Here is an 18,712-nt window from a genome sequence, read left to right on the forward strand (position 1 = left end):
GATGTTCACCATGCCACGGGCTGCACTCGCGCTGCTGTTGTTGATCGCCCTGCCCGTGTGGGCAGCGGCGCCGAAAGACCTGACGTGGTCGGAGATGATCCCGCCGGACGCCGCGCCGGAAGTGCCGAACATGACCCCGCTGCACGACATGTCGAAGATGAGTGATGCGCTGTCTGCCGAGTCGGCGCCAGCGGCGAAGCAGGACCTGCCGAACGCGCCGGTGGTGCAATCACTCGACGGTCAGAACATTCGTTTGCCGGGCTATATCGTGCCGCTGGAAGTCAACGAAGAAGGGCGCACCACAGACTTTTTGCTGGTGCCGTATTTCGGCGCGTGCATCCATGTGCCGCCACCGCCGTCGAACCAGATTGTGCATGTCAAAAGCGAGTTGGGCGTGAAGCTCGATGAGCTGTATCAGCCGTACTGGGTCGAAGGGCCGTTGCAGGTCAAGGCGTCGAGCAGCGAACTGGCGGATGCCGGGTATCAGATGGAGGCCGACAAGATTTATGTGTATGAGCTGCCGGAGTAATTCCCGGTAATTTTATGCTGTCTGTAAAAGCCCCATCGCTGGCAAGCCAGCTCCCACAGTGATTGAGTCGTTCACAAATTTTGTGATCACCAACAAAACCTGTGGGAGCTGGCTTGCCAGCGATGGGGCCCGCAAAGGTTCCGCAAAAGTCTGCCCCTTCACTGTTTCATTGAGCTGAGTCAAAAGACCGTATCAGTTGGCTTCGTACCATAGGACATCAAACATTTTTAACGTCCTTTCGGAGCCCCCATGAACAAGTCCTTGCTCAGCGCTTCGCTGTTTGCCCTCGCGCTCGCAGCCCCGCTCGCCCATGCCCACGAAGCGGGTGACATCCTCATCCGTGCCGGCGCGATCACCGTCAATCCGAAGGCCGACAGCTCCAGCGTCAAGGTCGATCAGGGTCCGTTGAGCGGCACCAATCTGGGCGGCAAGGCGACCATGAGCAGCGACACCCAACTGGGTCTGAACTTCGCCTACATGCTTACCGATCACGTCGGCCTCGAACTGCTCGCAGCGACGCCGTTCGAGCATGACGTCAAGCTCAAGGGCACTGCCCTGCCAGCGGCCAACGGCAAGCTCGGCACCCTGAAACACTTGCCGCCGACTCTCAGCGTTGTGTACTACCCGCTGGATTCGAAGTCGCCGTTCCAGCCTTACGTCGGCGGTGGCATCAACTACACCTGGATCTATGACGAGCACGTCGGCAGCGAAGCCAGCGCCAACGGTTTCAGCAACTTCAAGGCGAAAAACTCCTGGGGTCTGGCGTGGCAGGTCGGTGCTGACTACATGCTGACCGACAACATCATGCTCAACGCCCAAGTGCGCTACATCGACATCGACACCCGCGCCACCGTCGAGAACAACGCGGTTGCACCGGGCACTCGCGCCCGGGTCAACGTCGATGTGGATCCGTTCATCTACATGGTTGGCTTGGGCTATAAGTTCTAAGTCGAATTATCGAATGTTCACGTGGTGGTGAATTAGGCTTGGTGGTGAGCAGGCGTAGAACTGACGGCGACCGTACGCAGTTGATCGGGGGATAACATCCCCTCGCCACAGGGATAGCGACATATTCCGGCCGTGAAAAAGGCGCCTGTCAAAGGGCGCCTTTTTCATGTCTGCCTGGAATTTTTTGGCGTGAGCTGGATTTCCCCCTCACCCCAGCCCTCTCCCTCAGGGAGAGGGGGAAAGGGAGCCGATTTGTGTGTTCTTCAAAATCTCAGTTCGACTCGGTATTTCAAGTCGGCGTAACTCGAAAGTACACCTCGGCCAGTCCCCTCTCCCTCAGGGAGAGGGTTAGGGTGAGGGGCTCTTCAGGAGCGACCGAGCAACCGCGCCAAACCCACGCTCATCGGCGTCTGCTCAGGCAACTTGAAGCGCTCCAGCAAGCGAGCGTTGTTCGCCCGCGAATGACGGATATCACCGGAGCGCGCCGGACCGTAGCTGACGGGCGGCAGCTCACCGACCACCGCTTGCAGCGCTTCAAGCATCTGCTTGAGGCTCATCGACTGATTCCAGCCGACGTTCACCGCACCGACGTCCACTTCAGACTTTTCGATCGCCTGCACCAGCAGATCGACCAGATCTTCGACGTACAGGAAATCGCGCGTCTGCTCACCATCACCGAACACAGTAATCGGCAAACCTTTCTGCGCACGTTCGCTGAAAATGCTGATCACCCCTGAATACGGCGAGGACGGATCCTGACGCGGGCCGAAGATGTTGAAGAAGCGGAAAATCACCGGCTCCAGGCCATGCTGGCGGCGATAGAAATCGAAATAATGCTCGCCCGCCAGCTTGTCCGAAGCGTATGGCGTCAGCGGCGCTTTGGGCGTGTCTTCATCAATCGACTCGCCCTCGCCATTGTTGCCGTACACCGCTGCGCTGGAGGCATACAACACACGCTTGACCCCGGTCAGACGCATGGCTTCGCAGACATTCAGCGTGCCAATGAAATTGCTCTGGTGAGTTTTCACCGGATCATCCACCGACGCCTGCACCGACGCCACGGCCGCCAGGTGAGCGACAGCGCTGCAACCTTGCATGGCCTTGGCTACCAACGCCGCATCAGCGACATCACCGACAATCAGCTCGACCTTTGGATTGTCCCGCGGCAGGTTGCTGCGTTTACCGGTCGACAAATCGTCGAGGATGCGCACCGAATGGCCTTGAGCAAGCAAGGCATCGGTCAGGTGCGAGCCAATGAAGCCGGCTCCGCCGGTGATTAAAACAGTCCCTTCAGCCATGACGGTAGAACCTATCCAGTAAGCCCGGGAGAGCGGCACGCCAGGCGCGCGGTTTGATCCCGAAAGTGTGCAGAATTTTCTTGCAGGCCAATACAGCGTGTTGCGGCTCTTCGGCAGCGTCCGGCCGCGCGGCGTGAGCCTGAGCGGTCGGCGCTTCGATGACCAGCGCATGCAGGCTGCGCGCTTCGGTCAGAATCGCCTGTCCCAGCGCCAGCGGCGTGGTGGCTTCGTGGCCTGCGTAGTGGTAAGTGCCCCACAACGGCGCGGCACAATCAAGTTGCTTGAGCACCGAAATGATTACCCGCGCGGCATCGTCGACCGGGGTCGGATTGCCACGGCGGTCATCGGCCAGCAGCAATTCTTCTGGCTGCTCGGCACGCGCGAGGAAGCGCCCGAGGGTGCCATCCATGCTGTCATCGAGCAACCAGCCAAATCGTAGCAAAACGTGTTGCGGGCACGTGGCGCGCACACTTTGCTCGATGCGCCACAACGCCTGACCGCGCAGCCCCAGTGGCACCGGCTCGTCTTTTTCGCTGTACGCCGTGGCACGCGAACCATCGAACACCCGATAACTGGAGGGCTGGACGAGGACGATATTGTGGTGCTGGCACAGTTCGGCCAGACGCTCTATTGCACGTTCCTGCCCGGCCATGCGGCTTTCGCTGACGGTTTCGGCCTGGAACCAGTCGAAATAGTAGGCGAGATTGATCAACGCATCGGGACGGGTGTCGTCGAGCAGTTGCGTCAGGCTCGCGGCATCCCAGCCGTCTTCGGGCGGGCGGGGGGCGAGGAAACCGATGTCTTCCTCTGCACCGAGGCGAATCAGCGCCTGCCCAAGGGCATTTCCGCCGCCCAGTAACATAAGGCGCATTCGCATAGAGTCAGCAGGCCCAGTCTGATTGGAACGATGGCTTTAGCGACGGATCTCGTGGATGCGTCGCCGATAATTGCCGGAATCGTTGCATTTTGCGGGTTTAGTGCGCAACCGTCATCCGTAAAGTGCAGATCGCAGGGATTTGTGTCATGGCCACTGGCCCCATCGCTGGCAAGCCAGCTCCCACAGGGTTCAGTGCTGACCACAAATTCTGTGAACCACCGCAATCCTTGTGGGAGCTGGCTTGCCAGCGATGAGGCCCTGCCAGACGCTGAAGATCCTGAGCGGTACTTGCATCTTCCCCCCCGCGCCCGCATAACTTAAGCCATGAATCTGCCCATCCCCACGGACGCGGCCCTGGCAGGCTTTCACCCCGCCGTCAGCGCCTGGTTCAGCAAAACCTTCCCGACGGTCACCGCCGCCCAGGCCCGCGCATGGCCGTTGATCCGCCAACGCCGTTCGACGCTGATCGCCGCGCCCACCGGCTCGGGCAAAACCCTGACCGCGTTCCTCGCCGTGCTCGACGATCTTGTCCACCGTGGCCTGGAAAACCCCGACGGTCTGCCCGACGAAACCCTGGTGGTCTACGTCTCGCCATTGAAAGCGCTGTCCAACGACATCCGCATCAACCTGCAAAATCCATTGGCCGGGATCACCGAACAGCTGCAGCAGATGAACCTGCCAGAAGTACACATCACCACCGCCGTGCGCACCGGCGACACCCCGCAGAAAGAACGCGCCGCCATGCGCAAGACCGCGCCGCACATTCTGGTGACCACGCCGGAATCGCTTTACGTGCTGCTCGGCTCGGAATCCGGGCGAAAAATGCTCGGCACCACGCGCACGGTGATCATCGACGAAATCCACGCCATGGCCGCCGGCAAACGCGGCAGCCACTTGGCTTTGAGCCTAGAGCGCCTGCAAGCGCTATGCGCCGAACCGCTGACCCGCATCGGCCTCTCCGCTACACAAAAACCGGTCGAAGCCGTGGCGCAATTTCTCGTCGGCCACGAACGCCGCTGCGAAATCATCGACATTGGCCACGCGCGGCCACGGGACCTGGGCATCGAAGTACCGCCAGTGCCGTTGTCGGCAGTCATGGCCAACGATGTCTGGGAGCTGGTCTACGACCGCCTCGCGGAACTGGCCCGCGAGCACCGCACCACGCTGATTTTCGTCAACACCCGGCGCCTGGCCGAGCGGCTGAGCCGACACCTCAGCGAACGCCTCGGCAAGCACGCCGTGGCTGCGCATCACGGCAGTCTGGCCAAGGAGTTCCGCCTCGACGCCGAACAACGGCTCAAACACGGTGAACTGCAGGTGTTGATCGCCACCGCCTCGCTGGAACTGGGCATCGACATCGGCGAAGTCGATCTGGTCTGCCAGATCGCCTCACCGCGCTCCATCGCCGGTTTTCTGCAACGGGTCGGCCGCTCCGGGCACCAGGTCGGCGGCACACCCAAGGGTCGCTTGTTCGCCACCACCCGCGACGACCTGATCGAATGCACCGCCCTGCTCGACTGCGTACGCCGAGGCGAACTCGACACCCTGCACATCCCCGTCGCGCCGCTGGATGTACTCGCGCAGCAGATCATCGCCGAAGTCAGTTGCCAGGAATGGTCGGAGGACGCCTTGCTGGCGATGTTCCGCCAAGCCTCGCCCTATCGCGACCTCGACGAAAAACACTATCAAGCCCTGCTGAGCATGCTCGCCGAAGGCTACAACGGTCGTCAGGGCATACGCAGCGCCTATCTGCACCGCGACGCCGTCAGCCGCACCTTGCGTGGCCGGCGCGGCTCGCAACTGACCGCCGTGACCAGCGGCGGCACCATCCCCGACAACGCCGATTACAGCGTGATGCTCGAGCCGCAAGGCCTGAACATCGGCAGCGTCAACGAAGACTTCGCCGTGGAAAGCATTGCCGGCGATGTGTTCCAGCTCGGCAATACCTCCTACCGGATCCTGCGTGTGGAAACCGGCAAGGTGCGCGTCGAGGATGCCCACGGCCAGCCGCCGACCATTCCGTTCTGGCTCGGCGAAGCGCCAGGGCGCAGCGATGAATTGTCATCCGCTGTCGCACGTCTGCAAGCACAGCTCGACGAGCTACTCGGCGCCAGCCCAGGCGATCTGCAACCGGCACTCGACTGGCTGACGCAAACCCTCGGCCTCAACCTTGCCAGCGCCGAACAACTGGTCGAATACCTCGCCCGCGCTAGGCAAACCCTCGGCGCCCTGCCCTCGCAGGACACCTTGCTGATGGAGCGCTTTTTCGACGAGTCCGGCGGCACGCAACTGATCATCCATTCACCGTTCGGCAGCCGCATCAACCGCGCCTGGGGCCTGGCCTTGCGTAAGCGGTTCTGCCGCACGTTCAATTTCGAACTGCAGGCTGCTGCCAGCGAAGACGCCATCGTGCTGTCGCTGTCCACCAGCCATAGTTTTGAACTGGATGAGATCTGGCGCTACCTGCACAGCAACAGCGCCGAGCACATTCTTATTCAAGCGGTGCTCGATGCGCCGCTGTTCGGCGTGCGCTGGCGCTGGAACGCCGGGGTGGCGCTGGCGCTGCCGCGTTTCACCGGTGGGCGCAAAGTGGCGCCGCAGTTGCAGCGGATGAAAAGCGAAGACCTGATTGCCAGCGTGTTTCCCGATCAGATTGCCTGCCTGGAAAACCTCGCCGGTGAACGGGAAATTCCCGAGCATCCGTTAATCGAGCAGACACTGGACGATTGCCTGCATGAGGCGATGGACAGCGAAGGCTGGCTCAATCTGCTGCGGCGCATGGAGCATGGCGAGGTGCGTTTGATCAGCCGCGACCTGCCGGCGCCCTCGCCGCTCGCGGCTGAAATTCTCAGCGCGCGGCCGTACACCTTTCTCGACGATGCACCGCTGGAAGAACGCCGCACTCAGGCAGTAATCAACCGGCGCTGGAGCGATCCGCAATCGACCGATGATCTCGGTGCGCTGGATGCGGACGCGATTACCGCCGTGCGTGAAGAAGCGTGGCCGACGCCGAATGCTGTGGATGAAATGCACGAGGCGTTGATGAGCCTGGCGTGCATCAGCGATGAGGAAGTGCAAGCGAACGAAGGTTGGCGTACATGGCTGGAAAATCTGGCCAGCAGTGGTCGCGCCTGCCGTCTGCAGATAGATGCCGAGCATTGGTTATGGCTGGCCCGCGAACGCCTGACGTGTCTGCAGGCGCTTTATCCACAGGCTAAATTGCAAGCCGAGCTGGAGGCGCTGCCGGGATTCGATGAGGCTTGGACATTCGATGAAGCGCTGGTCGAAGTGCTCCGCGCGCGCCTCGGTGCCTTCGGTCCGCTGCCGTTATCCGCGATTGCCGAACCGCTCGCACTGCTGGCCACTGACGTCCATCAAGCCCTCGCGCAACTGGAGCGCGAAGGTTACGTGCTACGCGGCCAGTTCACGCCCAAGGTCACCATTGAGGAATGGTGCGAACGGCACCTGCTCGCGCGTATTCATCGCTACACGGTCAAGCGCCTGCGCCGGGAAATCGAACCGGTCGCGCTGCAGGATTTCATGCGGTTTCTGTTCGACTGGCAGCATCTCTCGCCTTCGACACGCGGTCAGGGCAGCACAGTGTTGCCAGCGATTGTTGGCCAGTTCGAAGGCTACGCGGCGGCGGCTTCAGCGTGGGACAGCGACATCCTCCCGGCGCGGCTCAGGGACTATTCGCCGAGCTGGCTGGATGAGCTGTGCCGCAACGGCAAATTGGTGTGGACACGCCTCTCTGCCCGGCAAAAGGTCAGTGGCACGGCATTGCGCAGCACGCCGATCGTGTTGCTGCCGCGCAGTCAGGTTGGCTTGTGGAGTGCGCTGGCGGAACAGACGCCCGTGAGCGAACTGTCACCGAAAACCCAAAAGGTGTTTGAAGCCTTGAGTCAGCACGGTGCATTGTTTTTCGATGAGCTGATTCATGAAGCACACCTGCTGCGCACCGAGCTGGAAATCGCCTTGCAGGAACTGGTCGGCGCCGGGCTGGTGAACGCCGACAGCTTCGCCGGCCTGCGCGCGCTGATCACCCCGCCGAGCAAGCGCCAGCAGCGCAGCAGTCGTCGCGGACGCGGCGCGTTTGTCGGTGGCATGGATGACGCCGGGCGCTGGGCGTTGTTGCGGCGTGGCGCGGCTGTGGATAACAGCGAGACGCTGGAACACGTCGCGATGACGTTGTTGCGGCGTTACGGCGTGGTGTTCTGGCGTTTGCTGGAGCGTGAGGCGGACTGGTTGCCGAGTTGGCGCGAATTGCTGCGCACGTTTCATCGGCTGGAAGCACGGGGCGAGATCCGTGGCGGGCGGTTTGTCAGTGGGCTGGCGGGCGAGCAGTTTGCCTTGCCGGAGGCGATTCCATTGTTGCGCGAAGTGCGGCGACGGCCGCATGACGGCAGTCTGGTCGCGGTGTGCGGGGTTGATCCGCTGAATCTGACCGGGACATTGTTGCCGGGGGTGAAAGTGCCGGCGTTGGTGAGCAATCGGTTGGTGTATCGGGATGGTTTGCCGGCGGCTGCCCAGATTGCCGGCAAGCAGCAATACTGGCTGGAGCTGGATCAGATCGGCATGGAGCAGGTGCGCAGCAAATTGATCCGGCATTGAGGTTGTCCTCACCGGCCTCTTCGCGAGCAAGCTCGCTCCCACAGGGTTTGCGGCGTACACAAATCCAATGTGGGAGCGGGCTTGCTCGCGAAGGGGCCGGCACTGCACCACTAATATTGCGTTAAGTCCGCGATTCCTGCGGCACCTCGCTCGCCATTACCTCACCCTCCTGCGACCGCTTAGGCAACAAAACCTGCTGTGGATAAGTCTGCGCGAAATGCACGGTTTCGGTGTTATCCACAAGCTTCTTCAAGCGCTGATTGAACGCCCGGCTCACCGCATACTGCCCGCCCGAGACCGTCCTGAATTGTGCCGTCAGCACCACGCCATTCAGATCCATCTTGTCCACGCCAAACACATCCAGCGGCCCTTGCAGGTTGAACTTGAGGAACGGATCTTCGCGGATCGAATCGCCGGTCTCGCGGATCAATTCAATGGCCTTGTCGACATCCGTGTCATAAGTGAACTGCACCGAGAAAAACGCAAAGGCAAACTGCCGCGATTGGTTGGTCACAGCCTTGATCTGACCGAACGGCACCGAGTGCACAAAGCCCTTGCCGTCGCGCAGGCGCAGGGTGCGAATGGTCAGCCCTTCGACCGTGCCGGCATGGCCCGAATCGAGCACCACCCAATCGCCAATCGACAGGGTGTCTTCGATGATGATGAACAACCCGGTGATCACGTCCTGCACCAGTTGCTGCGAACCGAAACCGATGGCCAGACCGACCACCCCGGCACCGGCCAGCAGCGGTGCGACGTTGATCCCCAGATTGGCCATAGTGGTGATTGCGCAGATCACCACGAGGATGATTTTGATCGCGTTGCGCAGCAACGGCAGGATGGTTTTCACCCGTGTGCTCGGTTGGCGTGCGGCGCGTTTGCTGAGCGGCGGCTTCAACGCTTCCTGAATCGCCGTGTCGAGCACCACCCACAGCAACCACGTCACCAGGAAAATCAGGCCGATGCTGCTTAACGCGTTGCTGATGGCTCTTCCGACCGTGCTGCTCTGGGCAAAATCGAGCAGCGACACGCCCCAGATCCGCCCGAGGATATCGATGAAGGCAATGGCGATGACGATCCGCAGCAAGGCATGCAAGAGGCTGAGGAAACGTTCCTTGTAGGCGCTGCTGCGCTGGATTGCCTGGGCCTTTCGTGACTTGAACAAGTGCTGCAGGATCGTGCTGAGGAACACCGTGCCGATCAGCAACACCGTGGTGAACAACGCGCAACGCAGGGCTTTCTGATTGTCCTCGCCGATGCCGATCAGGTTGACTGCCGAGACCAGCACCATCAGCACGATTGGCCAGTACCACAGCCCCGAGAAAATCCGCAGCGACTCCTGCAACGAAGGCTGTTTCAGGCGTTGGCTCAGCGAGCGGTTGCGGATCAGATGCGCCACCGGGCGACGCAGGCGAATGACCAGCAAGCCAAAAATCACCGAGGCGATCAGCCCGGTGAACACGGCAATGCTGCTGGTGATATTGCCACCCAGTTGACGGGCGATCTGCGGGCTGGTCAGCGCATCGCTGAGGGCGGCGAGAAAGCCGATCAGGAACAGCGGACGCGGGCAGTAGTTGCGGATGATCCGCGCCGCCGGGCGTTTATGGCCGACGTTGAACATCACCACTACGCACAACAACATCGAGGTGGAAAAGATGCCGCTACTGGTGGCGTAGGCCAGACACAGTGCCAGCGCGCGTCCTACCGAGGCTTGGAGAAAATGGCTGACATATAACGTCAGCGGCAGGCAGATCAGCGCCGGCACGGTGTACGGCAGCAAGTAACCGATCAAATCCTGACTGCGCTGGCGGGAGCGCAACCAGCGGCCCTCACGCAGACGCTTGGCCAACAGGCTACCGAGTACCGTCAACAAAGCAAAACTGCCGAGCCAGGTACCGGACAGCGAGAGGAAATCCCCGGCGACGCTCCAGCCCGAGCGGTTCGACGGTTGGTTGACCAGTTTGTCGACTTCATCGGCCGCACGGTCGGCACGCAGGCGCCAGGCATCGACCAGATGATCGTTAAGGTCGAGCTTGTCTTGTACATCATCGATGCTCGAACTGATTGCACCGAGCAGGCCGCCCTGCACAATCGGTTCGGGTTTGGCCGCTTCTTCGGCGGCGGCCGGGACACCAGGCAGCGCCGCGGCGTCGATTTCACTGGCGCCGAGAAACAGCAGTGCTCCCAGCAGAATAGCGATCCTGAACTTGACCAAAACTCCGATCTCCCGTGGCTGAACCTGTAAGGAACTGATCGGTAATTGCACAGCAAGTTCAAGAGCACCCTCACCCCGACCCTCTCCCAGAGGGAGAGGGAGCCGACCGAGTTGCCTGCGAAAAGTACATCGACCTGCAAGTCCGGAGTCGAACTCAAATCCTGAGAACCCTGAAGATCAGCTCCCTTCCCCCTCGCCCCCCTGGGGAAGAGGGTTGGGGTGAGGGGGAGCGCTTTTGATCTTCGCCTTGGACCTGACCGTCCGTAACGCCATCGAAACTTTCCCGGCTCGCCCGCAGTCATCAAAAGATACCGGCAACACGAGGACTTTCGACGGGAGGGCGGCATGGCAACGATTCATATCGGTATTTCCGGCTGGCGCTACGAACCGTGGCGCGGGGACTTTTACCCCAAGGGACTGGCGCAGAAACGCGAATTGCAGTTCGCGTCGAGAGCGGTCAACAGCATCGAAATCAATGGATCGTTCTACGCCCTGCAACGGCCCGAACGTTATGCCCAGTGGTACGCCGAAACACCCGACGACTTCGTTTTCAGCGTCAAGGCGCCGCGCTTCATCACCCACATTCGCCGCTTGCGCGAGATCGAAAAACCACTGGCGAACTTCTTCGCCTCCGGGGTGCTGGAACTCAAGGAAAAGCTCGGGCCGATCCTTTGGCAGTTTCCGCCGAACTTCAAATTCGAGCCCGAGCGTTTCCAACATTTCCTCGCGCTACTGCCCCACGATACCGAAGCCGCTGCCACCCTCGCCCGGCAACACGACGCTCACCTGCACGGTCACGCGAGCATGAAAGCCTGGCGTAGAAAGCCGCTGCGCCACGCAGTGGAAATCCGCAACGACAGCTTCCTTGATCCCGATTTTGTGCGCCTATTGAAGCGCTACAACACCGCACTGGTGATCGCCGACACCGCCGATAAATGGCCGTACCGCGAAGACCTCACCAGCGACTTTGTCTACCTGCGTCTGCACGGTGCCGAGGAACTCTACGCCAGCGGCTACACCGCGCCAGCCCTCAAGCGCTGGGCCGAGCGCATCGACGCTTGGCACCACGGCGAGCAACCAAAGGATGCTCATCTGATCGCTCCACGCTTGAAGCCACGCGCACGCAAGTCCCGCGAAGTGTTCTGCTATTTCGACAACGACATCAAAGTCCGCGCGCCCTACGACGCACGGGCGTTGCTGCATCGTTTCGAGCTGGATAAAGACCTCGCCACCGCTCCCGGTGAGCCCGTAGCAGAAGGAGTGCTGCCATGAGCATTCCGGAACCGGTCGGCTTCACTGATGAAGGCTCTGTTGTCGCGCCTTCGGTACGCACCTTCACCGTGCTGACGGTCAATACCCACAAGGGTTTCACCGCCCTCAACCGACGTTTCATCCTCCCGGAGCTGCGCGAAGCCGTGCGCAGCGTCGCCGCCGACGTAGTGTTTCTGCAGGAAGTTCACGGCACCCACGAACATCATCCCAAGCGCTACAGCAATTGGCCGACGATGCCGCAATATGAATTCCTCGCCGACAGCCTCTGGCCGCAGTTCGCCTATGGGCGCAACGCGGTGTACCCGGAGGGCGACCACGGCAACGCGTTGCTGTCGAAATTCCAGATCATCCGTCACGACAACCTCGACGTGTCTATCAATGGCCACGAGAACCGCGGCCTCCTGCATTGCGTGTTGCGCCTGCCGGGTGACGGCACCGAAGTGCATGCGATCTGCGTGCATCTGGGCCTGCGCGAAAGTCATCGCAACGCCCAGCTGGACTTGCTCATGCAACGCTTGGCGGAGTTGCCCGACGACGCACCGGTGATCGTCGCTGGCGATTTCAACGACTGGCGCCAGCGCGCCGATGCGCAGCTCAAACCTTGCGGCCTGCGCGAAGTGTTCGCTGAGCACCAGGGCAAACCGGCGCGCAGTTTTCCCGCGCGCCTGCCAACACTGCGCCTTGATCGTATTTACGTGCGCAACCTCAAGGCTAGCCAGCCGAAAGTCCTGGCGAACCGGCCTTGGTCGCACCTTTCCGACCACGTTCCTTTATCGGTAGAGATCGAACTATGAGCAGCGCGCCGCTGGAGAAATCCGCTGTGGAACCGATAGCCATCAACCCGCCGATACGCGAGCCCGGCCACGTTGATGTCGAGTACCGCTGGCAGGGCAACAATCGCGTCGAGTTGCTGGAAAATGGTGAGGAGTATTTCCCGCGTGTGTTCGACGCGATGCGCGCGGCGAAAAGTGAAATCCTCCTGGAAACCTTTATCGTTTTTGAAGACAAGGTCGGTGCCGAGTTACAGGAGATTCTGATCGATGCCGCCCGGCGCGGTGTGCGCACCACGGTCAGCCTCGACGGATTTGGTTGCGGCGAGTTGACCACCGATTATCTCACCGCGCTGAGCAAGGCCGGCGTGCACCTGCAAATCTTCGATCCGGCGCCGAAACACCTGGGCATTCGCACCAACTGGTTCCGTCGTTTGCACCGCAAGATCGTAGTGGTCGACGGCCTGACCGCGTTTATTGGCGGGATCAACTTTTCCGGCGATCACCTCGCTGATTTCGGCCCTGAAGCCAAGCAGGATTATTCGGTGCAGATCCAAGGGCCGGCAGTCGCTGACATCCACCACTTCGCCCTGCTGCAAAGCGGTCGGCCAGGTCGTGCGCGGTTCTGGTGGCAACGCCGGCGCCAGCGCCGCGCGGAGATGGCTTTCGAGGATCACGACGGACAGGTGCGTCTGGTGTTCCGCGATAACGACCAGCACAACTCCGATATAGAAGACGTGTATCTGCAGGTACTGCGCCGTGCCAAACACCGGGTCGTGATCGCCAACGCCTACTTTTTTCCCGGTTACCGTTTGCTACGTGAAATCCGTAACGCGGCGCGGCGCGGGGTCGAGGTGCGCCTGATTCTGCAAGGCCAACCGGACATGCTGGTGGCCAAACTCGCGGCACGTATGACCTACGACTACCTGCTCAAGGCCGGCGTGCAGATTCATGAATATTGCCAGCGCCCGCTGCACGGCAAAGTGGCGCTGGTCGACGAAGAGTGGAGCACCGTTGGTTCGAGCAATCTCGACCCGTTGAGCCTGTCGCTGAACCTGGAAGCCAACGTGCTGATCCGCGACCGTGCCTTCAATCAGCATCTGTTCGAACGCCTCGAAGACCTCAGCCAAAACCATTGCAAAGCCATGGATGCCAGCAAGTCGCCGCGTGGCCGCATCTGGCACATGACCGTGGGGTTTCTGGTATTCCACTTTCTGCGGCATTTCCCGGCGATGGCCGGTTGGCTGCCGGCGCATAAACCGAGGCTCAAGCCATTTCGAGGTAACACGCCATGAGCCATTCCGAAGCGCACCCGAGCGGCCAGGCGGCGCCAGCAACTCATTCGAAATGGAGTCGCTGGAAGCGCCCGTTGACCCTGCTGTTTTTCCTCGCACTGATCGTGTTGCTGACGCTGTTCGCCATGCGCATCGAATGGGCCGAGGTGCTGCAAACTCTCGCCGACTTCAAGGTGCGCACATTGATCATCGCCGCTAGCCTGACGCTGCTGAGCTTTCTCGTGTACGCCAGTTTTGATCTGATCGGCCGCACTTACATCCGTCAGGACCTGACCTGGAAACAGATTCTGCCAGTGGGGATCATCAGCTATGCGTTCAACTTGAATTTGAGCGCATGGGTGGGCGGCATCGCCATGCGCTATCGGCTGTATTCGCGCCTTGGCGTGAGCAAAAGCAACATCGCCAAGATTCTCGGATTGAGCCTGGCGACCAATTGGTTCGGCTACATGACCATTGCCGGCGCGGTGTTCAGCAGCGGATTGGTGACGATGCCGCCGGGCTGGAAAATCAGCAGCAGTGCGCTGCAAGGCATCGGCGTGTTGTTGCTACTGATCAGCGTCGGCTATCTGACCGCGTGTCAGTTTTCCAAGCGCCGCGAGTGGTCGATTCGCGGCGTGGAAATCAACCTGCCGTCGTTGCGCATGGCGGTCCTGCAACTGCTGTTGGGGGCGTTGAACTGGTCGCTGATGGCGGCGGTGATTTTCACTTTGTTACCAAGCAAACTCGATTACCCGTTGGTGCTGGGCGTGTTGTTGATCAGTGCGATTGCCGGAGTCATCACGCATATTCCAGCGGGGCTTGGGGTGCTGGAAGCGGTGTTTGTGGCGTTGCTGCAACATGAGGCTTCGAGGGGCAGTCTGGTGGCGGGGTTGCTGGCGTATCGGGCGATTTATTTTCTGTTGCCGTTGCTGATCACGGTGGTGATGTATCTGGTGGTGGAGGCCAAAGCCAAGGCGCTTCGGATCGAGAAGAAACCTTCTTGAGTTTTCGGTGAAGTTGATGGCCCCTTCGCGAGCAAGCTCGCTCCCACATTTGAAACGCGATCCCCTGTGCGAGCGAGCTTGCTCGCGAAGGCGTGAAAGAACACTAAAAGATCAAGCCGACTGAATAATGCTCAACCGTTCGCCCACGACCATCTCGGTAATCCAGTCCACCAGAATCGAGGTGTAAGCCTGCTGCGACACCGGTTCGCTCAACGCATGATCGGCGCCGTCGATTATCCGGTGCGTCAGTGAATGGGTCTGCTGGCACGCCGCGCGATAACTCATGATCGCCGCGTGAGGCACGTAATCGTCGGTTTCGGACTCCACCAGCAACACATCCCCGTTGAATTGCGAGCAGGCATGCAGTGCCCGGTTGGTGTCCGCGCGCACCAGCGTGCTGCGGTAATCGCGCAAATCGGCCTTGTCCAGCTCACGCTTGGGCGTGTGCCATTGCTCGTCGCGATACAGCGCTGGCACGCGCAACGCCAGCCAGCGCACCGGACGCAGCGAAGTCAGGATCGCCGCCAGGTAACCGCCATAACTGGTGCCGACCACGGCGATCGCCGAGGTGTCGAGCGCCGGATGCGCGAGCAAGCGGTCATAGGCCGCGAGCAAATCACGCAGGTTATCTTCACGGGTAACGCGGGTCAGCGGGATGCCGGTGCCGCCGGTGTGACCGCGCAAGTCGAAGGTCAGGCACACACAGCCGAGGCCGGCGATGCCTTTGGCCCGCTCGAGATCACGTTCCTGACTACCGCCCCAACCGTGCACGAACAACACTCCCGGGACTTTCGATTTGGGACTGAGAAAGGTCCCGCTCATCTGTTCATCATCAATGTCGATTTGAATGCTTTCGCTTCTAGCCGTCATAGGATTTGACCGTTACGTATTTGAGGAGAAATTCACTGTTCTCAGCCGGTCCGCGATAGACCTCGATGGCGTCCGCCGGCAGTGGCTGATCGATGTAGGTTTCCACCGAGGACACACGAATCGCTCGCATACCCGGATCGTTGACGAAACTTTGCAGTGCCGCGACCTCAGCGCTGCTGGCGCCGCCCATGCGCCACGATTGTTCGAGTACACCGCTGCGGGATTTACCGTTGCTGTCCAGGCCCTGGGCGATGTCGTAATTGCGTCGCGAGGCGTAAAAACGCGGATAGGCTTCATTCGCCGCACTGTCGAAAACCTGCGCCTGCTCAATGGCCAGACGCACATCGTCGGGCAGGTCCAGCGTCAGCAGTTCGTCATAACCACCCTGCACCACCAGCAGATTCGAGCCGCCATAGACCTCTTCGCCATGAGCATCCTTGGTCAAGTATTGATCACCGCAGTAGCTCAGTACTTTATCGCCGATGAACGACTGGCCGACGCTGTGGGTGACAACGTCGCTCAAGTCCTGTTCCAGCACCACGCCCTCGCTGAACTGCTTTGCAATGTCGGGGCGGGCAAGGATTTGGTCGAAGGCGTCGAGACTCTTGATCACTTCCTGGCCACGACCGGCGCAGGCATGAACCGGCTTCATGCGTATCGGGCCGCTGTACAACAGGTGTTCGGCGGCTGGTCGCGCATCTTCCAGCGCAAACACGCTGAGGCCATCGAGCACCACATTGCGCACCCGCTCGGAAAACAATGGCGACCAGCCTTGCGGCGCGTGGGCCAGATGACTGCGCAGGCCATGGCTGATGGCTTTGGTGCAGATAAAGTCGTGCTCGACGAACCCGCCCCACAGATCCTCCGGGCCCTGAATGCCGAGTTGGTGAGCACTGGCCGTGCCGACGATGGTTTGCGTCGGTAATAGATACAGATCACGGCCGTGGTGTTTTTCAGCTGCGTAACTGCCACCGAATTTGAACCCCAGAATTTGCGCCAACCAGCGGGCCAAAGCCTTGTTGGTCTGAACTTCATGTTGCGGCGCGTCGGCACGTACCGAATGCGCGACGACGATCTTCTTGCTGGGTGTCGGGGTCATGCGTCCCCCCTTCCATCGGTTAGATGACTGTAGCGGTGAGAGGTGCAGAGATCAGGCCAACGGCCGCTCTACGAAAATCCCAGGCCAATCAGAAACTTGCCAGAATCGTGCTGGCACCACGCCTGTATCAATCTGCACGACCGCGCGCAAAAACCCGGCAAATTGCACGATCCCGAACCTTGCACGGTCTCCTGTAGGCCTTCGCCTGCTCGCGATAGCGGTGGGTCAGTCGACCTGTTCTTAATTGACGAATCGCAATCGCGAGCAGGCGAAGGCCTACATTAGGAATTTGTCGGCTTCGGGTTTGGGGTTACACCAAACCGCGCCCGATAATCACTCGGCGCCAGCCCGGTAATCTTCTTGAAGATCGCGCGAAACGCGCCCGGATCCTGATAGCCCACCGTCCACGCAATGTGATCGATCGTGCCATTGCTGAACTCGAGCATTTCCCTCGCCTTGCCCACCCGCAGATGTTGGCAGTACTCGGTCGGTTTCAACCCGCTCGCCGCGCGGAAACGCCGCAGAAAGGTGCGCTCTTCCAACCCGGCCCGCTCAGCCATTGCAGTCAGCGAAACCTCCGTCGCACCGGTGCTTTGCAGCCAATGCTGCACCTTGAGAATCGCCGCATCGCCATGACCGAGAATCGGCGCGAAATTACTGCCGCACTCACTGGCGCTGTCACTGTGCTCTATCACCAGAAATCGCGCGGTGCCGGTGGCAATGCTCGGCCCGAGCAACCTGTCGACCAGACGTAATCCCAGTTCCGACCACGCCATCAATCCGGCGGTGGTGATCAGGTCGCCGTCATCGACAATCGGTGTATCGGCCTTGAGCCTGATATTCGGATATCGCTCGGCGAAAGTCTTGGCCGAAGTCCAATGGGTGGTGGCGCTGCGGCCGTCGAGCAGACCGCTTTCAGCCAACATCAGCGAGCCTACGCAAACCCCGCCAAGCGTCGCACCGAGGGCATGTTGATCCCGTAACCATTGCATCAGGCTGGCCGGCGCTTGCGCGGCCGAGAACCCGCCGATCGATGGCGGAATCAGCACCGCCAGCAAAGCCCTGTCGTCACCCGCATGACTGGCGTAAGTGCGCGTTGGCGGCTGATCACCTTCGACCTGCCAGTGACTGACCCGCAGCACAGGCAACTGCGCGGCCTGATGCTCAGCGGCTATCCGGTTGGCCACCGCAAACAGGTCGGTCAAACCATGCACCGCTGCCATCTGCGCGCCGGGATAGATCAGCACACCCAGTTCAGCGGTAGCAGCCCTTTCTGCGCCCATTGTCAGTTTTCCCCTGTCTATTGTCGGTGCGGCCAATCCTCGAAGCGCTGGCCAGGGCCAATACTGAAGCCACTTCCAGCCACTACATAGAGGACACCCCCATGGCCAAGCAAGCGCTCATCGTAGTCGATATCCAGAACGACTACTTCCCTCAAGGCAAGTGGCCGCTGGCCGGTGCTGATGCCGCCGCCGACAACGCCGTCCGGCTGATCGCCGCGTTCCGCGAGGCCGGCGATTCGGTAATACACATTCGCCACGAATTCACCTCAGCCGACGCGCCGTTTTTCACCCCGGGTTCCGAGGGCGCCAAGCTGCACTCGAAAGTGCTCAACCGCGCCGATGAGCCGGTGGTGCTCAAACACTTCGTCAACTCGTTCCGCGAAACCGAACTGCAATCGATCCTCGACGAACAAGGCATCAAGGAACTGGTGGTGGTTGGCAGCATGAGCCACATGTGCGTTGACGGCATTACCCGTGCCGCAGCGGATCTGGGTTATGGCGTCACGGTGATTCATGATGCCTGCGCCAGCCGTGATCTGGAATTCAACGGGCTTACTGTGCCGGCCGCCCACGTGCACGCGGCTTTCATGTCAGCGCTGGGTTTTGCCTACGCCAGCGTGGTATCCACTGACCAATTCCTCGCAGCCAAAAGCTGAGTCATA

General features: G+C 60.7%; 14 protein-coding genes. 8 read left to right on the plus strand and 6 right to left on the minus strand.

Annotated features, from left to right (window positions below; translation table 11 throughout):
* Window positions 1-10 precede the first annotated feature (10 nt).
* Entirely contained in the window at window positions 11-529 is a 519-nt protein-coding gene (locus ACZ0A4_RS20545) for a DUF3299 domain-containing protein (protein WP_463576198.1), read from the plus strand.
* 249 nt (window positions 530-778) lie between these two features.
* On the plus strand, window positions 779-1,477 hold the full coding sequence (locus ACZ0A4_RS20550; RefSeq protein WP_007910962.1) for an OmpW/AlkL family protein: 699 nt from the start codon (window positions 779-781) through the stop codon (window positions 1,475-1,477).
* A 365-nt stretch (window positions 1,478-1,842) separates the two neighbouring features.
* Here the strand turns inward: ACZ0A4_RS20550 and ACZ0A4_RS20555 are convergent, their stop codons facing one another.
* A complete protein-coding gene (locus tag ACZ0A4_RS20555; protein ID WP_463576199.1) occupies window positions 1,843-2,775 on the minus strand; it encodes an NAD-dependent epimerase/dehydratase family protein in 933 nt (310 codons plus the stop codon).
* Window positions 2,768-3,652, minus strand: coding sequence for a sugar nucleotide-binding protein (locus ACZ0A4_RS20560; RefSeq protein ID WP_463576200.1), 885 nt, complete (start codon window positions 3,650-3,652; stop codon window positions 2,768-2,770). Before ACZ0A4_RS20560 ends, ACZ0A4_RS20555 begins: the two co-directional genes overlap by 8 nt.
* A gap of 324 nt (window positions 3,653-3,976) precedes the next feature.
* Between ACZ0A4_RS20560 and ACZ0A4_RS20565 the strand changes: the two genes are divergently transcribed.
* Complete coding sequence (locus tag ACZ0A4_RS20565) at window positions 3,977-8,263, plus strand: DEAD/DEAH box helicase (protein WP_463576201.1); 4,287 nt, start codon at window positions 3,977-3,979, stop codon at window positions 8,261-8,263.
* Window positions 8,264-8,384: 121 nt separating this feature from the next.
* Here ACZ0A4_RS20565 and ACZ0A4_RS20570 read toward each other — a convergent pair whose 3' ends face one another.
* Window positions 8,385-10,478 (minus strand): mechanosensitive ion channel family protein, encoded by a 2,094-nt coding sequence (locus ACZ0A4_RS20570; RefSeq protein WP_463576202.1) that lies wholly within the window; start codon window positions 10,476-10,478, stop codon window positions 8,385-8,387.
* A 345-nt stretch (window positions 10,479-10,823) separates the two neighbouring features.
* Between ACZ0A4_RS20570 and ACZ0A4_RS20575 the strand changes: the two genes are divergently transcribed.
* The 4 genes from ACZ0A4_RS20575 to ACZ0A4_RS20590 are packed head-to-tail and all read left to right on the plus strand — an operon-like array spanning window position 10,824 to window position 14,798.
* Window positions 10,824-11,750 (plus strand): DUF72 domain-containing protein, encoded by a 927-nt coding sequence (locus ACZ0A4_RS20575; protein WP_463576203.1) that lies wholly within the window; start codon window positions 10,824-10,826, stop codon window positions 11,748-11,750.
* Window positions 11,747-12,544 (plus strand): endonuclease/exonuclease/phosphatase family protein, encoded by a 798-nt coding sequence (locus ACZ0A4_RS20580; protein ID WP_102901721.1) that lies wholly within the window; start codon window positions 11,747-11,749, stop codon window positions 12,542-12,544. The genes ACZ0A4_RS20575 and ACZ0A4_RS20580 overlap by 4 nt, the downstream gene beginning before the upstream one ends.
* A complete protein-coding gene (gene clsB / locus ACZ0A4_RS20585; protein WP_463576205.1) occupies window positions 12,541-13,815 on the plus strand; it encodes a cardiolipin synthase ClsB in 1,275 nt (424 codons plus the stop codon). The genes ACZ0A4_RS20580 and clsB overlap by 4 nt, the downstream gene beginning before the upstream one ends.
* Complete coding sequence (locus ACZ0A4_RS20590; protein WP_463576208.1) at window positions 13,812-14,798, plus strand: lysylphosphatidylglycerol synthase domain-containing protein; 987 nt, start codon at window positions 13,812-13,814, stop codon at window positions 14,796-14,798. The genes clsB and ACZ0A4_RS20590 overlap by 4 nt, the downstream gene beginning before the upstream one ends.
* Window positions 14,799-14,909: 111 nt before the next feature.
* On the opposite strand, the gene ACZ0A4_RS20595 is transcribed toward ACZ0A4_RS20590, so the two are convergent.
* The 3 genes from ACZ0A4_RS20595 to ACZ0A4_RS20605 all read right to left on the minus strand — a co-directional run bounded on the left by ACZ0A4_RS20595 (window position 14,910) and on the right by ACZ0A4_RS20605 (window position 18,050).
* Window positions 14,910-15,668, minus strand: coding sequence for an alpha/beta hydrolase family protein (locus ACZ0A4_RS20595; protein ID WP_463576210.1), 759 nt, complete (start codon window positions 15,666-15,668; stop codon window positions 14,910-14,912).
* A complete protein-coding gene (locus tag ACZ0A4_RS20600) occupies window positions 15,658-16,767 on the minus strand; it encodes a DUF3182 family protein (RefSeq protein WP_463576212.1) in 1,110 nt (369 codons plus the stop codon). The genes ACZ0A4_RS20595 and ACZ0A4_RS20600 overlap by 11 nt, the downstream gene beginning before the upstream one ends.
* Window positions 16,768-17,048: 281 nt before the next feature.
* Window positions 17,049-18,050 (minus strand): GlxA family transcriptional regulator, encoded by a 1,002-nt coding sequence (locus ACZ0A4_RS20605; protein WP_463576214.1) that lies wholly within the window; start codon window positions 18,048-18,050, stop codon window positions 17,049-17,051.
* Between the two features lie 101 nt (window positions 18,051-18,151).
* On the opposite strand from ACZ0A4_RS20605, the gene ACZ0A4_RS20610 reads away from it, so the two are divergent.
* Window positions 18,152-18,706, plus strand: a complete 555-nt coding sequence (locus ACZ0A4_RS20610) for a cysteine hydrolase family protein (protein WP_463576216.1) — start codon at window positions 18,152-18,154, stop codon at window positions 18,704-18,706.
* Window positions 18,707-18,712 lie beyond the last annotated feature (6 nt).

The sequence above is a fragment of the Pseudomonas sp. AC172 genome (assembly GCF_979258595.1).